General features: G+C 68.7%; 23 protein-coding genes. 13 read left to right on the top strand and 10 right to left on the bottom strand.

Features of this window, described 5'->3' with window-relative positions; genetic code table 11:
- Positions 1-286: 286 nt before the first annotated feature.
- Positions 287-847 carry a 2'-5' RNA ligase family protein gene (locus CcI49_RS15940; protein ID WP_076827754.1) on the top strand — a complete coding sequence of 187 codons (561 nt, stop codon included), beginning with the start codon at positions 287-289 and terminating at the stop codon, positions 845-847.
- Positions 844-1,776, top strand: coding sequence for a YihY/virulence factor BrkB family protein (locus CcI49_RS15935; protein WP_054570489.1), 933 nt, complete (start codon positions 844-846; stop codon positions 1,774-1,776). Before CcI49_RS15940 ends, CcI49_RS15935 begins: the two co-directional genes overlap by 4 nt.
- A gap of 360 nt (positions 1,777-2,136) precedes the next feature.
- Here the strand turns inward: CcI49_RS15935 and CcI49_RS15930 are convergent, their stop codons facing one another.
- From CcI49_RS15930 to mdlC, 4 genes are all read right to left on the bottom strand, one after another.
- Complete coding sequence (locus CcI49_RS15930; RefSeq protein WP_076827514.1) at positions 2,137-3,888, bottom strand: D-alanyl-D-alanine carboxypeptidase family protein; 1,752 nt, start codon at positions 3,886-3,888, stop codon at positions 2,137-2,139.
- Positions 3,889-4,098: 210 nt separating this feature from the next.
- Positions 4,099-5,016 carry a DUF1003 domain-containing protein gene (locus CcI49_RS15925; RefSeq protein WP_076827512.1) on the bottom strand — a complete coding sequence of 306 codons (918 nt, stop codon included), beginning with the start codon at positions 5,014-5,016 and terminating at the stop codon, positions 4,099-4,101.
- A 493-nt stretch (positions 5,017-5,509) separates the two neighbouring features.
- Entirely contained in the window at positions 5,510-6,634 is a 1,125-nt protein-coding gene (locus CcI49_RS15920) for a glycerol dehydrogenase (protein WP_054570492.1), read from the bottom strand.
- Positions 6,635-6,776: 142 nt separating this feature from the next.
- Positions 6,777-8,489, bottom strand: a complete 1,713-nt coding sequence (gene mdlC / locus CcI49_RS15915) for a benzoylformate decarboxylase (RefSeq protein ID WP_076827509.1) — start codon at positions 8,487-8,489, stop codon at positions 6,777-6,779.
- 353 nt (positions 8,490-8,842) lie between these two features.
- Between mdlC and CcI49_RS15910 the strand changes: the two genes are divergently transcribed.
- The 3 genes from CcI49_RS15910 to CcI49_RS15900 all read left to right on the top strand — a co-directional run bounded on the left by CcI49_RS15910 (position 8,843) and on the right by CcI49_RS15900 (position 10,711).
- On the top strand, positions 8,843-9,211 hold the full coding sequence (locus CcI49_RS15910) for a hypothetical protein (RefSeq protein WP_076827507.1): 369 nt from the start codon (positions 8,843-8,845) through the stop codon (positions 9,209-9,211).
- A gap of 184 nt (positions 9,212-9,395) precedes the next feature.
- Positions 9,396-10,094, top strand: coding sequence for a class I SAM-dependent methyltransferase (locus CcI49_RS15905; protein WP_076827505.1), 699 nt, complete (start codon positions 9,396-9,398; stop codon positions 10,092-10,094).
- Between the two features lie 62 nt (positions 10,095-10,156).
- Complete coding sequence (locus CcI49_RS15900; RefSeq protein WP_083749533.1) at positions 10,157-10,711, top strand: hypothetical protein; 555 nt, start codon at positions 10,157-10,159, stop codon at positions 10,709-10,711.
- Positions 10,712-10,737: 26 nt separating this feature from the next.
- Here CcI49_RS15900 and CcI49_RS15895 read toward each other — a convergent pair whose 3' ends face one another.
- The gene (locus CcI49_RS15895) at positions 10,738-11,736 is read right to left on the bottom strand and encodes an oxidoreductase (protein WP_076827501.1); all 999 of its coding nucleotides are present in this window, start codon (positions 11,734-11,736) and stop codon (positions 10,738-10,740) included.
- A 158-nt stretch (positions 11,737-11,894) separates the two neighbouring features.
- Between CcI49_RS15895 and CcI49_RS15890 the strand changes: the two genes are divergently transcribed.
- Positions 11,895-12,446 carry a TetR/AcrR family transcriptional regulator gene (locus CcI49_RS15890; RefSeq protein WP_076827498.1) on the top strand — a complete coding sequence of 184 codons (552 nt, stop codon included), beginning with the start codon at positions 11,895-11,897 and terminating at the stop codon, positions 12,444-12,446.
- 84 nt (positions 12,447-12,530) lie between these two features.
- Here the strand turns inward: CcI49_RS15890 and CcI49_RS15885 are convergent, their stop codons facing one another.
- Together CcI49_RS15885 and CcI49_RS15880 are read right to left on the bottom strand one after the other, a co-directional pair.
- Positions 12,531-13,538: a methyltransferase gene (locus CcI49_RS15885; protein WP_076827495.1), complete on the bottom strand. Its 1,008-nt coding sequence runs from the start codon at positions 13,536-13,538 to the stop codon at positions 12,531-12,533.
- Between the two features lie 348 nt (positions 13,539-13,886).
- Positions 13,887-14,120, bottom strand: coding sequence for a hypothetical protein (locus CcI49_RS15880; protein WP_131831105.1), 234 nt, complete (start codon positions 14,118-14,120; stop codon positions 13,887-13,889).
- 535 nt (positions 14,121-14,655) lie between these two features.
- Here CcI49_RS15880 and CcI49_RS44150 point away from each other — a divergent pair.
- Positions 14,656-15,105 carry a hypothetical protein gene (locus CcI49_RS44150; protein ID WP_131831104.1) on the top strand — a complete coding sequence of 150 codons (450 nt, stop codon included), beginning with the start codon at positions 14,656-14,658 and terminating at the stop codon, positions 15,103-15,105.
- Positions 15,106-16,215: 1,110 nt separating this feature from the next.
- Here the strand turns inward: CcI49_RS44150 and CcI49_RS15875 are convergent.
- Positions 16,216-16,473, bottom strand: a complete 258-nt coding sequence (locus CcI49_RS15875; protein WP_083749532.1) for a DUF433 domain-containing protein — start codon at positions 16,471-16,473, stop codon at positions 16,216-16,218.
- 23 nt (positions 16,474-16,496) lie between these two features.
- Between CcI49_RS15875 and CcI49_RS42090 the strand changes: the two genes are divergently transcribed.
- From CcI49_RS42090 to CcI49_RS15860, 3 genes are all read left to right on the top strand, one after another.
- Positions 16,497-16,637, top strand: a complete 141-nt coding sequence (locus CcI49_RS42090; RefSeq protein ID WP_158230773.1) for a hypothetical protein — start codon at positions 16,497-16,499, stop codon at positions 16,635-16,637.
- Between the two features lie 293 nt (positions 16,638-16,930).
- Positions 16,931-17,173, top strand: coding sequence for a type II toxin-antitoxin system HicA family toxin (locus tag CcI49_RS15865; protein WP_076827488.1), 243 nt, complete (start codon positions 16,931-16,933; stop codon positions 17,171-17,173).
- On the top strand, positions 17,166-17,735 hold the full coding sequence (locus tag CcI49_RS15860; protein ID WP_076827486.1) for a hypothetical protein: 570 nt from the start codon (positions 17,166-17,168) through the stop codon (positions 17,733-17,735). Before CcI49_RS15865 ends, CcI49_RS15860 begins: the two co-directional genes overlap by 8 nt.
- A gap of 308 nt (positions 17,736-18,043) precedes the next feature.
- Here the strand turns inward: CcI49_RS15860 and CcI49_RS15855 are convergent, their stop codons facing one another.
- Positions 18,044-18,745 (bottom strand): hypothetical protein, encoded by a 702-nt coding sequence (locus CcI49_RS15855; RefSeq protein ID WP_076827484.1) that lies wholly within the window; start codon positions 18,743-18,745, stop codon positions 18,044-18,046.
- 221 nt (positions 18,746-18,966) lie between these two features.
- Positions 18,967-19,227, bottom strand: a complete 261-nt coding sequence (locus tag CcI49_RS15850) for a hypothetical protein (RefSeq protein WP_054570505.1) — start codon at positions 19,225-19,227, stop codon at positions 18,967-18,969.
- Between the two features lie 463 nt (positions 19,228-19,690).
- Between CcI49_RS15850 and CcI49_RS15845 the strand changes: the two genes are divergently transcribed.
- From CcI49_RS15845 to CcI49_RS15835, 3 genes are read left to right on the top strand one after another with little or no spacing between them, the layout of a single operon-like run.
- The gene (locus tag CcI49_RS15845) at positions 19,691-19,912 is read left to right on the top strand and encodes a type II toxin-antitoxin system HicB family antitoxin (protein WP_241840092.1); all 222 of its coding nucleotides are present in this window, start codon (positions 19,691-19,693) and stop codon (positions 19,910-19,912) included.
- The gene (locus tag CcI49_RS15840; protein ID WP_054570506.1) at positions 19,909-20,136 is read left to right on the top strand and encodes a type II toxin-antitoxin system HicA family toxin; all 228 of its coding nucleotides are present in this window, start codon (positions 19,909-19,911) and stop codon (positions 20,134-20,136) included. Before CcI49_RS15845 ends, CcI49_RS15840 begins: the two co-directional genes overlap by 4 nt.
- A gap of 32 nt (positions 20,137-20,168) precedes the next feature.
- Positions 20,169-20,441, top strand: coding sequence for a hypothetical protein (locus CcI49_RS15835; protein ID WP_076827481.1), 273 nt, complete (start codon positions 20,169-20,171; stop codon positions 20,439-20,441).
- The last annotated feature ends 51 nt before the right edge of the window (positions 20,442-20,492 follow it).

Below are 20,492 nucleotides of genomic sequence, written 5' to 3'. Positions count from 1 at the left end.
GAGCCCTGTCTGAGCCCTGTCTGAACCGTGTCCGAGCTCTGTCCGAGGCCTGCCTGAGCCCGGTTCGAGGCCCGCTGCGTCAGGCCGTGGACACGGTCGGCGAGCATGACACTGGTGCGTCTGCGTCGGCGTGCGGTAGCGGAGCGAGGTCATCCCTGGTCCCCGGGAGACAGTGTGGTCTCGTGGGCCATGATGGCGCCATGGTTCGTCGGCAGAGCTTGCTTCGTGTCTCGTGGTCAGCCACCGCGTGGTCGGGCCGGACCGGCGCCAGGTGAAGGACCGCCAGATGAACGCGGTGCGCTCCATCGGTGTGGCCATCGGGATTCCGGAGCCGTTTCGCACGGAACTTCGGGACTGGCGCAAGCGGCTCGGTGATCCCAACGCGGGGCTCATCGTGCCCCATGTCACCCTGCTCGGGCCGACCGAGGTGCTCCCCTCGGAGCTGGCGACGATCGAACGTCATCTTGCCGGGGTGGCCGTCGGCCACGAGCCTTTCGTGATCCGGCTACAGGGGTCCGGGACCTTCCGGCCGTTGTCCCCGGTGGTGTTCGTGACCCTCGCGCAGGGGACCTCCTGCTGCGAGCTGTTGGAGAAGGCTGTTCGCTCCGGCCCCCTGGACCGGCCGACCCGCTTCTCATACCACCCGCACGTGACGGTCGCGCACGAACTCGACGAGGTGTCGCTGGATCGTGCGTTCGACCTGCTGGCCGAATACCGGGCCTCGTTCGAGGTCACAGGTTTCGAGCTCTATGAACGCGGCGATGACTGCGCCTGGCGCCAGTTGCGTCATTTTCCGTTTGCAGGCGGGGGTGGCAGGCCGACGTGGCAGGACAACGAGATGCGGTGAAAGCGGGCGTGGTGTCGGTGGGCGCCGCCGTCGGCGGTGTGCGTAGCCGGCGCCCGGCCATAGACCACGCGGTCCGCGCCTACCAGCGTTATACGGGCGACGGTGGCGACCGGTGCGCAGCCTCCACCACGTATTTCGCCTTTCTCTCCTTTTTCCCGATCATGGCGCTGGCCTTCTCGGTCCTCGGGTTCGTGGTCGACGCCTATCCCGACGCCCAGGCGAAGTTCACCGAGCAGATCAACGACTATCTGCCCGGCCTCGCCGACCGGCTCGACGTCGCCACCATCGGCCGGGCCAAGGTCGGCGCCGGGCTGATCGGTCTCGCCGGCCTGCTGCTCGCCGGCCTCGCGTGGGTCTCGGCGCTGCGCGACAGCATCCGCATCATCTGGCACCAGAGCCTCGAAGCCGGCAACTTCGTCATGCGCCGGATCCGGGACGTCGCGATCCTGGCCGGCCTCGGTCTGACACTCGCGGTGTCGCTGGTCGTCACCAGCCTCGCGACGTCGGCCACCGACGCGTTCCTGCGCTGGATCGGCCTGGCCGGCAACACCGCGGCCGCGTGGGTCACCGGTCTGCTGGCCCTCGGGGTCGCGCTGGTCATCGACATGGCGGTGTTCGTCTTCATCTTCCGGTACCTGCCCGAGCGGACGAACCGGGACCGGGTGCTGCGGGCGGCCCTGCTGGGCGCGGTCGGCGTCGAGCTTCTCAAGATCCTCGGAACCTGGCTGGTCGGCCAGACCACCTCGAACCCGGTGTACGGGACGTTCGCCGTCATCGTGGGGCTGCTGATCTGGATCAACATCATGATGCGGTGGATGCTGTTCGTCGCCGCATGGGCGGTGACCGGCCCCTACGCGTCGGACGTCGATCCGTCGGGTACGGCGACGGCGGCGACGGCTACCGATCGCCAGAGCGCTGCCTCCGGCTAGCACGACCCGGGCGGCGGCCATCCGAAGCGTTGAGGCTTCCGGTCGTTCTCGAGCCCGTAGCCGCCGCCCGGCAGTGGCAAATCGCGCGAAAAGGCCCAAATTTACCTGGTGACCCGCAAGAACGAAGGATCGTGGTCGTCGGAACGACCGAAATCCTTCACTCTTGCGACTCGCCAAGCCGGGCTGCCGGGCCTCCGGGTGCTCGGAGGTCCGGCGGAGTTCGTGGAATGCGACCCCCCCGCCCACCGGTCAGAGATCTTGATCGGTGTCAGTATGTGACAGGCTCTCTCGCTCTCGCGGCCGTGATCCTCGGGTCCTGCTCGGCGGCAGCGGCAGCGGCAGCGGCGGCAGCTCCGGCCATCAGGGCGCAGGTGAGCGTGCGGTGCCGAACGGGGGAGTATCCGTTCGGCCGCGCTCCCCGTTGCCCTCCAGCGGCGCGTCAGGGAGCAGCGACGGCAGCCCCACGAGGTGTCGGCGGCCCTCGGACCTCGGCCGGGCGTGCCCGGTGCCGGGCCCGGGGTGCGGGCGCACGCCGTCCGTCCCGTTCGCACGTCGCTCCGCTGGAGCGGGGGGACGTCCGTGCCGAAACCGTGCGGTGTTCGCTTCGTGGCTCGTGGGCCCGTCTGGTCGAGCTGCCCGGGCCCGACCGGACGCCGGGACGACAGTGATCTCCTGGTGGTCCGGATGGTGCGCTCGGGTGCTGTGTCGATGCCCGCCTCGGTGGCGGTGGTGGTGGCCGTGGCGGGCCGGTGGACGGGGGGCCCTTTGGACGGCGTCGGCTCGGCGTCGGGTGCGGCCGAGGAGCGTCAGGGCTGACACGGCGACGGTGATGGCGAGCGCCACCCAGGTCGCCGTGCCGACGCCGCCCCCGGCGTCGGCCGGTGCCGCCGCCTGGCGGAACCGGTCATTCTCCTTGGAGCCGCCGTCGCCGTCGCTTCCGCGGCCTTCGCCGCCGGCCGCGGCGCCGGCGGCCTGTGCCGGGCCCGGCCCACCGGTCCCTGTGTCGGTGCCCGCGCCGGCCTGCGCCGCTGTCGCGGGATCCGTGCGGGCCGGCTCGGCCAGCCGGCCGAGCGGGCGGACGTCGGCCGCGTGCGCGAAGCCCCAGTCCAGCAGCGCCTTGGCGTCTGTCGCATAGGTCGGCGCGGTCCGCAGCAGAGAGACGATGAGGGTCCGCCCGTCTCGTGCCGCGGCGCCTACGAACGTCGCACCGGCCGCGATCGTGTAGCCGTTCTTGATCCCGATGGTTCCCTCGTAGGTCCCCAGCAGGGTGTTGTGGTTCGCGATCTCGAAGCGTTCATCGCCCCGACCGGGTAGCACGGCCCGTGGGATGGTGAGATACCCGCGCACGGTCGGGTTGTTCAGCACCGCCCGCCCGATCACCGCGAGGTCGTGGGCGGTCGTGTGCTGCCCGGGGGCGTCGAGGCCGGTGGGATCGCCGGCTACCGTGTCGTGCGCGCCCAGGCTTGCGGCCAGCCGGTTCATCCGCTCGAGCACGGCGTCGCGCCCGCCGGCCGCCTCCACCAGCGCGACCGTCGCATCGTTGCCGCTGGCGATGAGCATCGCGGTGGCGAGGTCGCGCACGGTGTAGCGGACTCCGGGGACGAGCCCGACCCGGGTGCCGTCGACCCGCGCCGCCTCGTCGCTGATCGTCACCACTCGGTCGGGAGGCAGGCTCGGCAGCACGGTGAGCGCGGTGAGCATCTTCATCGTGCTGGCGGGCAGGTCGGGCAGGTTCGGATTGTGGGCCGCGAGGATCGCGCCGCTGGTGGCGTCCGCCACCATCCACGCCTCGGCGGTGATGCCGGCGGGCTCCGGCACGGATGTCACGGATGTCTCGGAGGCGCCTGGACGGCCGTTCCCAGGCGTCGTCGGCTCGCCGGCTGTCAGCGCGGCCGCGGGGGTCGGCGGGGACACCACCCCGACCTGCGGCTCCCCGGGAATCGCCGGGGCGGTGAGCGACCAGGGCGGCGGGACCGGCGCGACTGCGGCGGTTGTGTTCACCGCCGTCTCGGTGGCCGTCGTGGTCGCCGTGGCCGTCGTGGCCGTCGTGGTCGCCGTCGCCGCCGTCGTCGCGGGCGCCGCGGCGATCGCGAGCAGGAAGGACGAGGCCACACCGGTCGCTGTCAGGACCGCACGGCGGATCGCCGGTGACGATCGGGCACACAGCCGGCGAGACGCGTGCGCAGGCGCACGGCCAGGCCGGACGGCCTGCTGTTGGCTGGTGCGGTGCGGGACAAGCGAGTCGGGGCAAGATCGACGCGTCCGGCCGGCATGCACCTACCGAACGTTACCGTCCGATCTTCATTTGGTGAGTTTGCCGAGTCACGTGTCTCGGATCCGTGCTCGGGTTGTCCGGATGGGTACCTTTCGTCCACCCCGCGAGCTGGTTCGGCTTGGGAGGAAAAGATGGCCCGTAGTGGTACCCCCGTCCGGCGGCGTGGCCTCGGGGAGCCGAGCGGCCGGCAGGCCGGTTCCCCCATCGGGGCCGGTGCCGCCAGCAGCGTCATCGTGAGCGACGAGAGCTGTTGCCGCAGCGACATCCGGCGACGCCGTGCCCGCTGTCGGCGAGGCGGCGGTTGACGTGCCGAACACGGATGATGTTGCCGGGTTCGTCCGCGCCGCCCGAGACCCCGATCCGTTCGGGTTGGCCAGGAGGGTTGGGGTGGCCAGGGCGGGTTGTGGTGCCGGTGGTGCCGGTGGTGCCGGCACGAGTGAGGCGCGAAGCAGTGTCTCGATGTCACCGCGCAGTGACTCGAGCTGGTTCGACAGTTCGCCGCGAAGGTACTGCCTGGTCGCCGTGTCGCTCTGCGCGAGTCGCAGGGCCGCGACCTCGCGGGCCAGGAACTCGGTGTCCTCCCGCATCCGGATGGCCGCGGCCCGGTCCTCGGTGAGCGCCGCGCGGTCGCGGTCGTCCTGCCTGTTCTGCGCCAGCAGGATCAGCGGCGCGGCGTACGCGGCCTGGGTCGAGAAGGCCAGGTTCAGCAGGATGAACGGGTAGGGGTCCCACCGCAGGAGCGGCAGGGCCACGTTCAGCGAGATCCAGACGATCACCACACAGGTCTGGATCGCCAGGTAGCGCCCGGTGCCCAGGAAACGGGCGATGGTCTCGGCGCCGCGGCTGAGAGATTCACGGTCCACCCGGCCCGAGATCAGCGGGGATCGGCCGTCGRCCGGCAGGTCAAGCCGGTCGGCGCCGGATCCGCGGCGGATCGCGAGGCGGGCAGTGGTGTTGACGCTCATGGGAGAGTCCCCTCCGCGCTCGGACCGCCACAGGGGAATCAGGCCCGAGACGCACTCCAGAGCAGGCCGCGAAGGGAAGAACCCACGGCGGCCCGAACCGACACGTCGCTGAGGGACCGCACCTGCCGGAGAAGAACCCGGGAGATCACCAGCACCCGGGTGTCATGGACGCGGGTCGGAGCCACTGGTCGCGTGAACCACCCCACGAGCGGGGGAGGTGAGGACCAGGCCGACCGCCAGGCTGATCGTCAGCCGGCGCCCACCAGCAGGAAGCGGCCGTTACTGGAGCACCCGCCAGGACTCACAGCGGCCACCTCCTCTGGTCAGCCTCAGTAGAGGATGGGAAATCTGTTGTCAAGGATAGCCGGCCCTCGCGATTGTTCTGCTATGGGGTCGCCCGTGACCTCTGTCGCCCTTCCGTCGCCTGTCGCGCGCTGGTCAGCGGCCTGGTGCGGGCGGACGTCCGAGGAAGGCTCAGGAAGGCCCGGGAAGCTCAGTGGATGGCACGGCTGGTACGGCTGCTGAGGCTGGCACGTCCGGCGGCGTCCGCGGCCAGGATGGCGTCGACGAGCGTCGGCGGGTCGAGATCGAACGGCTCGTTGTGCGCGGTCTCGCCCTCGGCGAGCGCCCGCACGGCGATGCTTCGCAGCAGCTCGATCGGCGGATCAGCCAGCCCGACCTGCGCCAGTGTGCGGGGCAGCCCCACCTGCGCGCAGAACGCGAGGACCTCGGCCAGCTCGTCCTCCGCCCGCCCCTCCACCACCAGCTGGACCAGCAGCCCGAAAGCGACCTTCTCGCCGTGCAGGAAGCGATGGGTCTCGGCCGCCACCGTCAGCCCGTTGTGCACCGAGTGGGCCACCGCGAGACCACCGGACTCGAAGCCGAGACCGGAAAGCAGCGTGTTCGCCTCGACGAGCCGCTCGACGGCCGGAGTCACCGCCCCGGCCCGGACCGCCCGGATCGCGGCCGCGGCGTCGTCGAACAGGATGCGTCGGCACAGCTCGGCCAGTGCACCGGCGCTGGCCGTCTGGGCGCCGTGCAGTTGGTTGGCCCGTCGGGCCTCCCGGACGGTGCGAGCCTCATACCAGGTGGCGATCGCGTCGCCGATCCCGGCGACCAGCAGCCGGGCCGGCGCCGCGGCGATCGCGGTCGTGTCGACCAGCACCAGATCAGGATTGCGCGGATAGAACAGGTAACGCTCGAACGCTCCGTCGGGGGAGTACACGACGGACAACGCGCTGCACGGCGCGTCGCTGGATGCGGTCGTCGGGCAGTTCACCACCGGGACGTCGAGCGCCGCCGCCGCGGCCCGGGCCGTGTCGAGCACCTTGCCGCCGCCGGCACCCACGATCACCGTCGCCTCGGGATCACGCGCGGTGGAGAGCACCCGGTCGATCTCCTGGTCGCTGCACTCGCCGCCGAACAGGTGCACCGTGTACGGGATGCCTGCGCCGTCCAGGCTGGTCCGCCAGGTGTCCTCCAGCAGCCGCAGTGGCGCCGCGCTGGTCACGATCACCGCCGGCCCGGTGAGCCCGAGCCGGGCCATCTCGGGACCGAGCGCGGCGGTGGCGTCCCGCCCCTGGACGTAACGACCCGGCGACCCGAACACGGCGAGCATGGACGGACACGGTAGCCGCAGGCCGGCTACCTGTGCAGGGAAATGCCCAGGGCCCTGTGGTCTGCCAACGCCTCCGCCGTCGTCTCTTCGTCTCCTACTCTCGTTGCTTCGTCTTGTTGCCTCCTCGCCTTTCTTTCCCGGGTCAGCGCAGGGAGGCTCGCTGCGGCCGGGTGGGCACCACGATCACGGTGGTCGTGTCCGCCTCCAGTGCGGCGGTGAGCTCCTTCTCCAGCTCGGCCCGGGTGGAGACGTCGACCGCCCGGCAGCCGAAGCCGTGCGCCAGCGACGCGATGGCCAGGCCGGGCAGGTCGAGGCCGGGCACGCCGGCCGTGCGCTCCAGCTCCGCGAAGGACTTGAGGATCGAGTACTCGTTGTTCTGCAGGACGACGAAGACGATCGGCAGCGAGTGCTGCGCCGCCGTCCACAACGCCTGCACGGAGTACTGGAAGGCCCCGTCGCCGATGATGCCGATGACCGGGCGGTGGACCCCTCGATCCCGATCACCGAGGGCCACCCCGACGGCGGCCGGAACCGCCCAGCCGAGGCCGCCGCTGGCGTTCGCGAAGAACGAGGCGGGCTCGATCACCGGCAGCCATTCGACCTGTTCGCCGATGGTGGACGTCGATTCGTAGACGAGCGCCGCGTTTCGCGGGCGGGTGGCGTTGATGACCGCGTGCACCTCGTCCGCGCGGAGCGGGCCGCCCGTGGTCTCCGGCCGATCCGGCGCGTGCCGCGGTGGCCGCCGCTGGGCCTGTTCCTGGAACCGGGTCTGCGACGGCTGCTGGTGCTGGGGGTGCTGGGGGTGGGCGTGGGTGTGCTGGGGGTGCTGGTGCTGGGGGTGCCGCGGAGCGCGGGCCGCTTCGGCGTCCAGCAACTCGGTGAGAAGCTCGATGGCAAGCCGAGCGTCACCGAGAACACTGTCGCCGACCCGCGCCGCCCCGGCGACGGCCGGATCGCCGGTGATGTGCAGCAGCTCGGTCCCCGCCGGCAGGATGTCGCCGGGCACATGGGGGTAATAGCGGAAGACCGCCGCACCGATGACGACAACAAGGTCGTACCCGGTGAGCCGGTCACTGACGGACTTCTGTGACATGCCCAGCCGGCCCTGGAAAAGGGGGTGATCCTCCGGGAAGGAGACGCGGTCGGGCAGGGCCGCGCCGAAGACCGGCACACCCAGGTTCTCGGCCAGCGCGATGGCGGCATGCCAGCCACCGGAACGGTCCACCTCGGGCCCGAACACCAGAACCGGGCGCCGGCTGGCCCGGATACGTCGGGCGAAACCACGCAGGCGCTCGGTTTCCGGCGCGCACACCGTGCTCACGCTGCGGACCACGGCCGGTCCCGTCATCGGGGCGTTCCAGTCGTCGAGCGGAATGGACAGGAAGACCGGCCCCGCCGGGGGCTGGGTCGCGATCGCACAGGCGCGCATGAACGCCTCGGGGACATCCTGCGCACGGGACGGCTCGTAGGACCACTTCACCCAGGGCCTGGGCAGGTTCGTCGCCTCACGATTGCTCAGGAAGGGCTCGCCGATCACCATTTCGCGATGCTGCTGGCCGGCCGTCACGATGAGTGGGGTATGCGCGTCGAAGGCCGACACGAGGTTTCCGATGGAGTGCCCGACACCCGCCGATGAGTGCAGGTTCACCAGCGCCGGCCGCCGCGTCACCTGTGCAAAGGCGTCCGCCATGGCCATGACGGACGCCTCCTGCAGGCCGAGGACGTAGGTGAAGTCGCTCGGGAAGTCCTGGAGGAAGGTCTGCTCGGTCGAGCCCGGATTACCGAAGACGGTCGTTATCCCCAGTGATCGCAGCAACTGGTAGGTCACGTCATGAACGGTCGACTCGCCACTCATCGGATAATGCGCCCCCACGAATCGGGGACGTCCCGGACAAAGCGGCAGTGGCGATGGTCGCGGTGACGTCCGGAGCTCGGAGGTGAGAATGCTCGCACGCCACAAGGGCCGACGCCAACGCCGGACCGTGCTGACGCCTGTGGCGGCCCGAAGCCCAGGATTTCGCCGCACGCTCAAGCTATTCGAAGATCGGATTATCCGGGTCTGGGCGGATGTCGGCCAGCCTGCGTGGTCGGCCTCCGGCCGAATGGTCGCCATCCGGGAGTCGAGTGGCATCGGCGTGTGAATATTCCGGGGTCGGGTATACCGAGCCGCACGCGACATCATTCTGGTGTGAGCGTTGGGGGTGCGTCATGCGAGGACTTTCGAGAATCAGGGCACTGGGCCTGGTGGTCGGGGCGGGCACGACGCTGGCCGTTGTTCCCGTGGCACCGGCGACCGCGGGAACGACAAACAATCCGCTGACGGTCACCGGCACGGTGCGGTGTCAGGTCGGTTCGGCCGAATCACTTCTGATCACCGGTGGTGGCGAGTCGCACGGTGCCTCCGTCGGCGTCGGCGGCCGGTTCTCGGTGGTGTTCGGGAACCCGCAGCTCCCCAGCGTCGCGACCGCTCAGGTGCGTTGCGACATCGCAGGTAACAGAACCTACCGTTCGACGAACTTCACCTTGTACCGCCCGGTTGTCGGGCAGGTTCTGAACGTGACCCTCACAGTCCTCTGATCTCCTCTGATCACTTCCGGTACCTCAGGCAGGTGGTGTGCCCGGCTGTGGGCACACCACCTGCCGTGTTCGGGAAACGTCGTGCCCAGCCCAACGATCCACCGCACCGCACCGCACCGGCCGGACCGGCCGCCGCAGGAGAAATCGTGTTGGCGGGCACCGCGATCTCTGATCGGGTTGTCGCATGCGACAGCGCTACGACGACTTCGCCGACTGGTACGACGTCTACGCGACCCGGGGAATGGGCCAGCCGGTCGCCCGCGCGGCACACCGCCTGCTGACCCGGCTCCTCGGCTCCGGCCAGGGCCGTCCCTGCCTCGACCTCGGCTGCGGCGGCGGTGTGCATGTTCCCGCACTGGCCGGCCTGGGCTGGCGCGTGATCGGCGTCGACATCTCCGCACGCCAGATCGCCCTCGCCCGCAGGCGGCGCATCGCGGCAGTGGTCGCCAGCGCCGACCGGCTGCCGATCGCCGACCAGTCCGTGGATGCTGTCGCCACCATCATGACGACCACGGACTTCGATGACCTGCTTCCCGTCTTCACCGAAGCCCACCGGGTGCTACGCCCCGGCGGACGTCTGGTTGTGGTCGCCGCGCACCCGTGCTTCGGCGGCGTCTTCGTCGAACGCGACAGCCAGGGCTCCTGCGTCGTCCATGCGGGTTACCGCGTCCATCAGCGGGTCGAGGAGCACCCCCTGCTCGGGGACGGGATCCGCGCCCGGGTCGGGGTGGTCAACGTTCCTCTGCCCGTGCTGCTGAACGCGCTGACCGGCGCGGGGCTCGTCCTGCGGGAGACCGCCGAGGACGACGGTGACCAACCGGTCCCGGACCTGCTCGCGCTCGCCGCCACCCGGGCGGGTTGCGATCGCCCGGGAATCCGCTGACGATGAACTGCCCAGTTGTCCAGGTGCGGTCGGGGGGATTCGTGAGTGCACAGGAAATGACAATGGTCGCAGCCGGCGTGACAACCACCAACTATGAGGCCTGCCGGTTGACTGTTACCGTCGACGAGCCATTCGACCGTTTCCGGGAGCGTTTCGAGCACGCTGTTCCTCGATTCGACGCCGCCCGGTTCGAAGAACTGGACCGACAAGATGCTGCCTGGGCGGACGTCTCGCGACTGACAGCGGAGAACGCCCCGCACAGCTTCATGATCTACTGGAGTCTGGAGGCCTCCGCGCTGATGCGGCTCGCGGGCGGCACCCGGCGCTGCGTCGAGTACCTGATGGGYAACCATGTGATTGCCGAGCGGATGTACCGCCATGACCCGGCGGCGCTTCTGTACGCACCGCTGCGGCTGGCGATCTACGATGGCGAGCGCGGCGAAAGCGACCGGCACGGCCTGTTGACCTGCCTGACCATCGACCAGCCAAGCTCGCATTTCGCGAGCCTCGGTGATCTCGACATCACCCAGGTCGGCCTGGAGCTGGACCAGAAACTGGCCRATCTCCTGGCACACCTGCGCCTGCCCGTCCCGCCGCMCATCGCCGGCGTCCGATGACCGATGACCGATGACCAACCGCCGGGCTAGAGAAAGCTCAGACCGACCAGCCGCTCACTCAATGTCCAGAGCTGGTCCGCGTTCGCGGGATCCACGGCATAGGGCATGACTCCGGTGAGCCGCAGGGCGTCACTCAGCCCCGTTTCGTCGATCGTCTCCGTCATGAAGGGGGCGACGTCGCAGTTCTCGCAGTAGAGACCACCGAGACCGTCGAGCGTCGGGCTCGTGGCGCACCAGACGATGGTGGCCGCCCCCTGCTGTGGTGTTTTCAGCTGACGTGCCGGGTCGAGAATCGGCGAACCGTCTGCGCTGATCACACCCGCGTCGACGAGGTTCTGCCGGGGAATGAACCTTCCCAGGCCCGTCTCGGCGATGCTTCCCGGATGCAGGGAGAATGCGCGCACTCCCGCTTCTCGGGCCCGTTCGTCCAGGCCCAGCGCGAACAGGATGTTCGCCGTCTTGGACTGCCCGTAGCCGACGTACGGCGCGTAGGGACGGCGCTCGAAGTTGGGGTCGTCGAAGTCCACCGGCGCGTACCGGTGGCCCAGGGAGGAGACCTGCACCACCCGAGCCCCGCCCGCCGCGGCGAGTGCGGGCCACAGCCGTGCGGTGAGCTGGAAGTGGCCGAGGTGGTTCGTCGCGAACTGGGACTCGAAGCCCCGTGCGTCCCGGGCCAGCGGGTTCGCCATGATGCCGGCGCTGTTGACCAGCAGGTGCAGGGCCGGCCCGGTCGCGAGGAACCGCCGGGCGAAGGCGTCGATGGACGACGGGTCGAGCAGATCCATCGGCCACACCTGGACGCCCTCGATCGCGTCGAGGGCGCGCCGGGCTCTGGGCACGTCCCGGGCCGGGACGACGACCTCCGCCCCAGCGGCCCGCAGCGTGCGCACCGTCTCCCGGCCGAGGCCCGAGTAGCCGCCGGTCACGATCGCCGACCGGCCGGTCAGATCGATACCGGCGATGACCTGGGCCGCGGTCGAGGCGGCGCCGAAGCCTGAGTTGACGCGTTCCTGCCGAGTGAGCACGACACACCTCGCAGTGCCTGGACGGAGCGATCCGCGGCGCGGTGTACGGGCGGCGCCTCGGTCGTGGTTCGCTACCATCGACGTCCACCGGAGAGTTCTCCGGTTACCGGGATCGACAGTACCGGAGAATTCTCCGTTTAGCTGGATGGGGTGACCTCGTGGCCGCCGGGCGCGCCGACGCGCAGCGCAACCGCGCGCACCTGCTCGACGTCGCCGCCGCCGCGTTCGCCGAGGACGGCACGACCTCACTCAACGAGATCGCCAAGCGGGCAGGTGTGGGCGCGGGCACGCTGTATCGGCACTTCCCGACCCGCGAGGCGCTGATCCTCGCCGTGTACCAGCACGACATCTCCCGGCTCGTCGACTCCGTCGAGGCCGTGCTCGCCGCGTACCCTGGCGACCCGCTGGCGGCGTTGCGCGCGTGGTACATCCAGCTCGCGAACTACGTGCGGCTCAAGCACGGGCTCGGTGAGGCGCTGCACACCGCGGCCGCGCGGGCCGTCATCGACGAGTCCCACGCCCCGGTAGCCGCCGCGACGGCGACCCTGCTCGACGCCTGTGCCGCGGTCGGCGCGGTACGGCCGGGCCTGGATCCGGCGGACGTCATGCAGCTCATGGGCTTTCTCTGGCGCGTCAGCGACGACCCGCGCGGCCGGGCCCAGGCGGACCGGTTGCTCGACCTGGCGATCGACGCGCTGCGCCCCCGATAGCCATGCGCGAGTCCCGCGCATGGCGACGACCAGAGTGGCCAGCGGACCCTCAACAGCTCGGCCGGCCACGAAGGACGATCTGACCTACACGGCGGGAGTGGTTCCGAACTCCAGCGCCGTCCGTCCGTCTGCCACCGGTTCGGCGTGGCGAAGCACGAGGTCGCAGTCCGCGGCCAGCCTGGTTATCTCGCCGACCGTTCTTTCCCGGCCGCTGAAACACATCAGCATGAACAGGTCGAACGCGGTGCCGGCTCCCCGCCCCAGCACCGGCTCGATGACCACGACGGTGCCGTCCGGCGCGGCGGCCCGACGGCACCCGGCCAGAATTCCGCGGGCGTGCTCGTCATCCCAGTCATGCAGGATGTCGGACAGGAGGTAGACGTCCGCGCCGCCGGGCAGCGGGTCGAAGAAGCTCCCGGAAATGGCGCTGGCTCGATTACCGAGCCCGGCAGCCACGAATCTTGCGTTGGCGGCGGCGGTCGGAGCCAGGTCCAGCACCCGTCCGCGCAGATCGGAATGGGTAGCGAGGATAGCGGTGAGAACGGTCCCGTCACCCCCGCCCACATCCAGGATCTCGGAGAACCGGGTCCAGTCGAAGCGCCTGGCGATCTGCGGCGCCTGTGCTCGGAACCGCCAGCTCATCTGGGCGTCGAACGAGCGCCGCAGGTCCGGGTGGGCGTCGAGGTCCGCCCAGAAACCGCGCCCATAGCGGTGTTGGTAGGCGGGTGCGCCGGTGGTGATCGTTTCGAGCAGTTCGACGAAGGCGAGATCCGCCCGTCCGCCCGCGCAGTTGATGTCGAGCAGGGTCTTGTATCCCTCGGGGGCTTCCCCGGCCATCTGGTTACCGAGGCTCGTGGGCCGATATCGGCCGGACTCGGCGTCGAGGACGAAGACCCCGATCGTGACCAGATGGTCGAGGAGCCGCCGAAGTGCCGGTGCGGAGGTCTCCGTGTCGCAGGCCAGTTGTTCCGCGGTCGCCCCCGCACTGCCCGCGTGTTCGACCAGACCGAGTGTCGCGGCGACCCGTATGGACATGGGGGTCGCCAGATCGGCCATGGCGAGAATCGAAGGGCTATCCGTCGAAGCGTCCATGATCCGACCCTATCCGGAATGCTGCCGCGATCGACATCGGGCTACCGGTCCTCCGGTTGGCCACCCACAACATCTGAGATGTGGGTTCTTCGAAATCAGTAGTTCATACTGGATTCGTCGATGTGATGGGTTTGATCGGGCTCTTGGGAAAGGTTGGCCCAGGAATGCAGCCGCCGCTCTTCGTGGCGGTGGCGGTGGCCGCGGCCGAGGTTCCCGTCATTGCCGCCATGGCCAGCACCGCGCCGAGTAGAACGACCGGGTAGCGGCGCCCCGGTGCCCGGCCGCGACTTGCTGCCGGGCCTGGCCCGCCGCCCAGTATTCTGGCATGTGAAAAATCGTATCCGTTCACTAGAACTGCCACGTGACCTTGGCGGTGACCTTGGCTGGTTTACCCTCTTCCTTCGATACCTCGACGCTGACCTGGGGCCCATTGCTCTGGGATCCATTGGGCTGGGATGCGGCGCCATTCATGACGTGCTCGTTCTGCGACTCCAGAGCGACTGTGGTGAGGCCGCCGACCAGCGCCACCGCGGCCAGCGCGCCGGTCAGTCTTCTCGACCGCAGCGCAACGTTTCCTGCCATTCGCACACTCGTTTCACTCGACGTTCTCGCTCGCCGGCCGTCGATCTGGGCCGGTGTCCCGTGAGCGGAACCAAAGACATGCGGATCCCGAACCCGAACCGGAACTCCGCCCTGCTGAATTCTTTCGAGCCTCACTGTGGACGACGGAAACGCCGTCGGGGCGCCGGGCCCGAGGCGGGCGATTTCGAGACTGAACAGCCTCAACCGGGTGCATGCTCATCCAGGAAGAGTCGATTGTCCGGTCGCGTATCCGGCACCCGACACGGCCACCGCGGTACCGGTGCCTGGTGGCCGGGAGGTGGGGTCGCCGTTGGTTTCCTGATCGTGCGGGTGTCGTGGACGTGGGCGATCTGGCCGAATTTGTAGAACATTCACTTATGGCCTAGGTACTCCAGCCTGGCGTGTCACGGTGGGTGGCTGATAAGTAGCGATCTGGCCGCGGTCCGTCTTCGGGCTGCGGTGAGCTCAGGACCTGTCATCATGGGTCGGCGGTATGGCCACTAAAGACTCAGGACACCAGCTGCGGGTTCCTTTGATGGATACGACGATCCGTGGCCTGGGGCGCAAGTGGCGTCCATCACCGCAGGCCCGGCCGACGCGGCAGGCCTTCCAGACCCGGGTGCTGGCTTACCCGGACATTCCGGCCGAAACCGGGAGGCTGCCTGAATCCTTTGGCTTGCTCGACGCGGTGGCCGGTTTGCTTGGTTTGGCTGGCTTGCCCGATGTGGTGGCTGGTTTGCTTGGTTTGGCTGGCTTGCCCGATGTGGTGGCTGGTTTGCTTGGTTTGGCTGGCTTGCCCGATGTGGTGGCTGGTTTGCCAGACGCCCCGACCGACGCCGCAGACCCACCTGAGACCTCAGCCTTGGCGGGCTTGGTAGCTGGTTTACCGGACACGCCCGCCGACACCGCAGGCCCCGCTGCCGGCTTATCTGGCTTGGGATGGATGTATCCCGGCAGTGAGGTATCGGTCGGTGCCGTGCAGTAGGCAGTCATGTTCCCCGGGCCGTCGGCGCCGATTATCGACGCGGCCAAGCCGAGGCTCGTCGGGGAGGGCGCGGGGTTACCACGGGCGGCAGTGTTGCTGCGGCAGATCAGTTGCTGCAGGGGTGAGGTAGGTGCGCCGATTCCCAGCCCAATCACGGGAGACGACCTCGGTCTGCCCGCGTGAGCCGTGGCGGATGACTCTGGCGGGGTCGACATCCGGCCGACCGCCGAGTGGGTGYCGCCGCCGCCCGGCGACGAGTGCACCGTACCGGGGTCGACGGCGAGGGCGACACCGCTCGTGACCGCGAACGCGGCTGCGGCCGCGACCTTCACGGTCAGAAGCTTCGAAAGCAAGATCCTGATAGGCGCGCCGCTGCGGGGGGAGGGCCCGGCTACGGGACACGTTCGCCGGAAGGCGGCCACCGCTGCCTCCTCGCCGACGAGCTTCCTACGTCGGGCCGGAGCGACGGTGAGCGAGTCAGCGCGGAACGATTCCAGGTTCCTGATTATCCGCAGCCACGCCTCAGCCGCCATATCAGCTAACTCTTCATCTTCTATGTCGTCATCGGAAAGCTCGCGAAGCCTATGCAGCAGTCCGGGTTGGACTCTACGGTAAAGGATCCGGAATGCACTCTCGTCGCCATCTCGCGCAGCGATCATGGTGAGTCGGAGGCCTTCCGCGTCCCTTCCACGAAGATTTGTCTGCGAACCCATCGGAACTCCTCCGCTGTCCGGTGGCGCAACTATACCGTTGTACACAGTCGTGGTCGACAGCTCCGCACTCTCCAGCTCTGAAGGTCCTGCTGGCGGGGTGGGTCAGGCTCGCCCGGTCCCGCCCACGGCCCGAAAGCAGCGAGCAGGAAACAACTGCGACGTACACGGAAGTCCAGAGTTGCCGGGCCCGCGACCGGCACCGGTGGACGCCCCACCGACATAAACAGTGCAAACCGAGAAGACATTCAAAAACTGCGGGTCGGTCAGAGCCCCGCGGCCGATTACACGACGCGGGTTCTGGGCTTTGTCTCAACCCGGCGTGCGCTCGGAGGGATTCGAACCCTGCGGGTTCCTCGCGAGGATTACGGATTGTTGCCGAGCAGGAAGGGCACGTTGGTCAGGCTGGGATGATCAGCGGAAGCTGCTGCTCGCGGACGGCTTCGGCTGCGAAGCGGAGCGCCTCGCGGATGTCGTCCCCCTCGAGGCCCGGCAAGTCAGCAATGACTTCGGCGGCGGACATGCCGTCTGCGATCATTCCGACGACCGTTGCTACCGGGATGCGCAACCCACGGATGCATAGAACCCCGCCCATCTGCGCCGGGTTCACCGTGATGCGGGTGAAGTGCACTGGCCGCCCCCTCTCGTACTTCAGCATACGGTGATCATGGTGGTCCTGATGTGGTCGCTGTGAGAGGCGCGGCACAGGAGAACGCCTGGGTCGTGATGCGGCTTCGCCGGGAGCTGGCGGCAGGCACTCTCGCCTCTGTCCTGCGCCAGGCGGGCATCGAGGCGGAGGAACTTAGGACGTCGTTCACCTGAGCCCTACGCGATCCCGGGTGCAAGCTGGAGGGGTGACTCTGTCGAGGCGTGCGTCGTGGTTCCTGATCGTGGTGGGTGTGTGGACGTGGGCGATCTGGCCGAATTTGTAGAACATTCACTTATGACCTAGGTACGGAGCTGTGTCTCCTCGTGTCCTGGAGGCATTCGTCGACATGTGGACACCTACGCTGGGGCCGCATCCCTGATCAAGGTGCGGAGGTGCCGGTGAAAGCGTTCCCTCGAACTGCTGGTGACGGAAGCTGCGGTCGGCGAGACTCGACCTTCGTGTCGTCGTGACTGGAGAGTTTCCGTCACTGAAGGCTCGGCAGCTCCTGCGCGTGCTCGGGCGGCTGGGGTATCGCGTGACCAGGCAGGACGGCTCGTCGCACCGGTGGCTGGAGGCGGACGGGCGCCYGCGGCTACGGCTGGCGTTCCACGATCGTGTGACTGTTGGTCCGGGCCTGGTTCGTCAGATACTGGTGAAGCAGGTGGGTCTGACCGTGGAGGAGGCGCTGGAGGTGATCCACGGTGACTAGGGCGATCACGGTGATCGTGCGGCGGGATGGCGAGTCCTGGTCGGCGTGGTCGCCGCACTGCCCTGGTCTCGCGGTTGCGGAGCCGACCGCGGCGGAGCTGCGTGGGGCCCTGCCCGAGGCGCTTACCTGGTACTTCGACGGAGACTCCGACTTCGAGATCCTCGTGCATCTTGAGCAGGAACTACGCGGCGTCGTTGTTCGGATTGCTCAGGATGCCTTCGTGTGGGAGCGGCAACTGGTCGCAGAGCGGCTGGGGGCTGCGCTCGGCGTCCAGGAGCAGGCGGAGCGGCTGCGTGCGGCGCCGTCGAACTCTGCGGGGGAGGTCGTCTATGTCTGCACGCTGCCGAGTGACTCGATCTCCTGGCTGACGGCTCAGTTGGACGACGTTGCCGATCCGGTCGTGGTTGCCCTGCCTGCGGCGGAGTCGACGCTGTGGACTCTGCAGTTTGGTGGCGGACGGCGGACTGGTGTCGGGACGGCCGATGTCGACTATTCGCCGGATACAACACTCGGCGAGGTCATGACGACGTTCACGGGGCCTGGGCTGAGGCTCAGCGCGTAGGAGTCTCTGAGATCCGGTGTCGGGGTCTGGCCGCGCCTGCCGTACTCGACCTCACGTGAGGTGACCTTCCTTGATCGGCTAGGTTCTCTTGTTCGGGTGCGAAGCTGGACCAGTGATCCTGTCGAAGCGTGCGTCCTGGTTCCTGATCGCGGTGGGTGTGTGGACGTGGGCGATCTGGCCGAATTTGTAGACATTCACTTATGCGCGGGTGATCAAAGAACTTCTGTGCCGCAGCGGTTTCTAAAGATCGACAATCTTTATGGTCCACATCCCGTCCTCATGATCTTCGTGCGGCGCGAAGAGTCCGGCTACGGGACGCCCAGCGGCGACGGGCCGGTGTGATCACCGGAGCCACCTTCGCATCCCGCTGAGCGGGGTACCGACCCTCCGGTTCTGGGGCCGGTGGGCAGCCTCCATCCCGACGGCGTCGCCACGAGTTCCAGCACGCCGCTCACGGTCGTGCCCGCCTGTGGCGCCCCGGCGGGCGCGGTCGGGTCGCGCAGCTCGTACCCGGCCATGGCCTCGGTCTCGCTCAGGAAGACGACCGGCGCGATCCGGGCCACCGCGAGACCCGCTGCCCCACCCGTTGCCCCACCGGGTTCCCCGGCGCCACCCGCGGCGGGCGGGCAGGCGCCGGCTGGCCTCCCGGCGCCGAAGCAGGCCCGCACCGCGGCCTCGACCGACCTGCGTGCCCCCGCCGCGTCGGGTGGGCCTGGCGGCACCGGTCCTACCGTGAGACCGTCCGCGATCCGGACGACCTCGTCCGCCCGGCCGCCGCCGATGCTGAGCACGAGACCCGGGGCGGGACTCCACAACAGCGAGAACGACCGTCGGTCATCGATCTCGGCGCTGAGGAGGTACCCGCCGTGACCGTCGACGACGGCGGGCAGCACCGTCTCCCAGCCGGCGGCCGGAGCGTGCGCGACCTCGGCGGCCAGGTCAACCACCGGGCCGCGCCGGACACCGATCCCATACGTCGCCGGCTCCGCCGGGCGGTAGCCGCCAGGCATCGGGGACGGCTGTGGTGTCCTTGGGCCCGCCGGAGGGACGGCCCCGATGTCTCCTGGTCACGAGATGGTGATCGGTGAGCAGATCAGCGCCCACGTCATGTGAGTGCAGTAGTCCTGTTTCCGGACCTTCCACCCGTCGGCGGTTCGGATCATGCGGACGGAGGCGGCCCATGAGACTTCGCTCATCGCGGCGTAGAGCGGACCGGCGTCGACCACGAGGGCTATGACGCCACCTCGTTGGCGAGGATCTCCTCCATGCGTTCGGAGATGTCTTGCCGGCCGCTGCGGCCTGCGCCCCGAGCGCCCAGCACCCGCCGTCCGTTGGTCGTCTCGCCCCGTTCGAGGAGTTCGGCGAGACCTGCTGGCACGATGGCGGCAAGCCGCTGGCCCTTGTCCGTCAGGTAGACGACCTGACCGGATGCGGCAGCCTCTCGGACGACCTCGGCGAGTTGGTCGTCAGGGGGGAGCGGCATCTCCGTCATGGCGACATCGTAACTTTGGTTCACCCACCGCACCCTTCGTCGATCTTCCCGCTCTGGGCGGGGCGCCGAGGCCCCATCGCTTCAAGATCGCCTAAGTGGCCGGCTCGTCGGAACTCGGGCCRCTGTCCAGCTTATGGCGATCAGCGTGGCTGAAATCGCGCGCCCACAGAGAGGCCACGGCGTTCACAGGTGCGACGCTGGTGGAGTGACTCTGTCGAAGCGTGCGTCGTGGTTCCTGATCGCCGTGGGTGTGTCGACGTAGGCGATCTGGCCGAATTTGTAGAACATTCACTTATGACCTAGGTACGCCTGCCGGGCCGAGGTGGTCTTGTTGTCTCTCGTGCATACCTGGGCTGTTGGAGATCGTTTCTGCTCGTATGGTCGACGGAGTCTGATCGATCATGTGGAGGGGGTGGCGATGAGCGCTTCGCCAGATGCGGCCGGTACGGCTAGGCTGATCTCTATGGAGCGAGCGGCGCGGCTGACGGCTGTCGTCACGCACGAGGGCGACTGGTATGTGGCGCGGGCTCTGGAAGTCGAGGTGACCAGCCAGGGATCCAGCGTCGAGGAGTCGCTGGCGAATCTCCGCGAGGCGCTGGAGCTGTACTTCGAGGACCAGCCGTTCCCCGCGACCRCTGCGGACGGTCCCATCGTCGCCCCGCTGGACATCCGCCTGTCGGCGTGACACCTGTGCTGCCTCGGGTCTCCGGGGCGAAGGTGGTGAAAGCCTTGGGGCGTGCTGGCTTCGAGGAGGTCGCCACGCGTGGTTCGCACTGCAAGCTACGGCACAAGGAGAACGCCCGGGTCGTGATCGTCCCGCTTCACCGGGAGCTGGCGACAGGCACTCTCGCTTCTGTTCTGCGCCAGGCGGGCATCGATGCGGGGGAGCTTAGGACGTTGCTCACCTGAGCCTGATGCGATCCCGGGTGCAAGCTGGGTGGGTGACTCTGTCGAAGCGTGCGTCCTGGTTCCTGATCGTGGTGGGTGTGTGGACGTGGGCGATCTGGCCGAACTTCCTCAAGAACATCTGGAAGGATGATCGTTCCTGGGACGATGGTCCGACGAGCTTCTTCACGGTCCATCTGGTCCTGACCGCCACCTCCCTGGCCATCGGCTCCGTTGTCGGTTGGCTCGGGATCCGCGGCGCGCGTGCGGGGCGCCCCGCGGTTCCCGGCGCAGCCTCGTCTGACCAGATGATCAGTTCTGGTCGCTGACGACCTCAGGTGGACGGCGGCGCGGGACGGTTTCGTGTCGCCTCCTTTCCT

It is taken from the genome of Frankia sp. CcI49 (genome assembly GCF_001983215.1).
Classification (GTDB): Bacteria; Actinomycetota; Actinomycetes; order Frankiales; family Frankiaceae; genus Parafrankia; species Parafrankia irregularis.
This window is presented reverse-complemented; position numbering and strand designations above follow the sequence as displayed.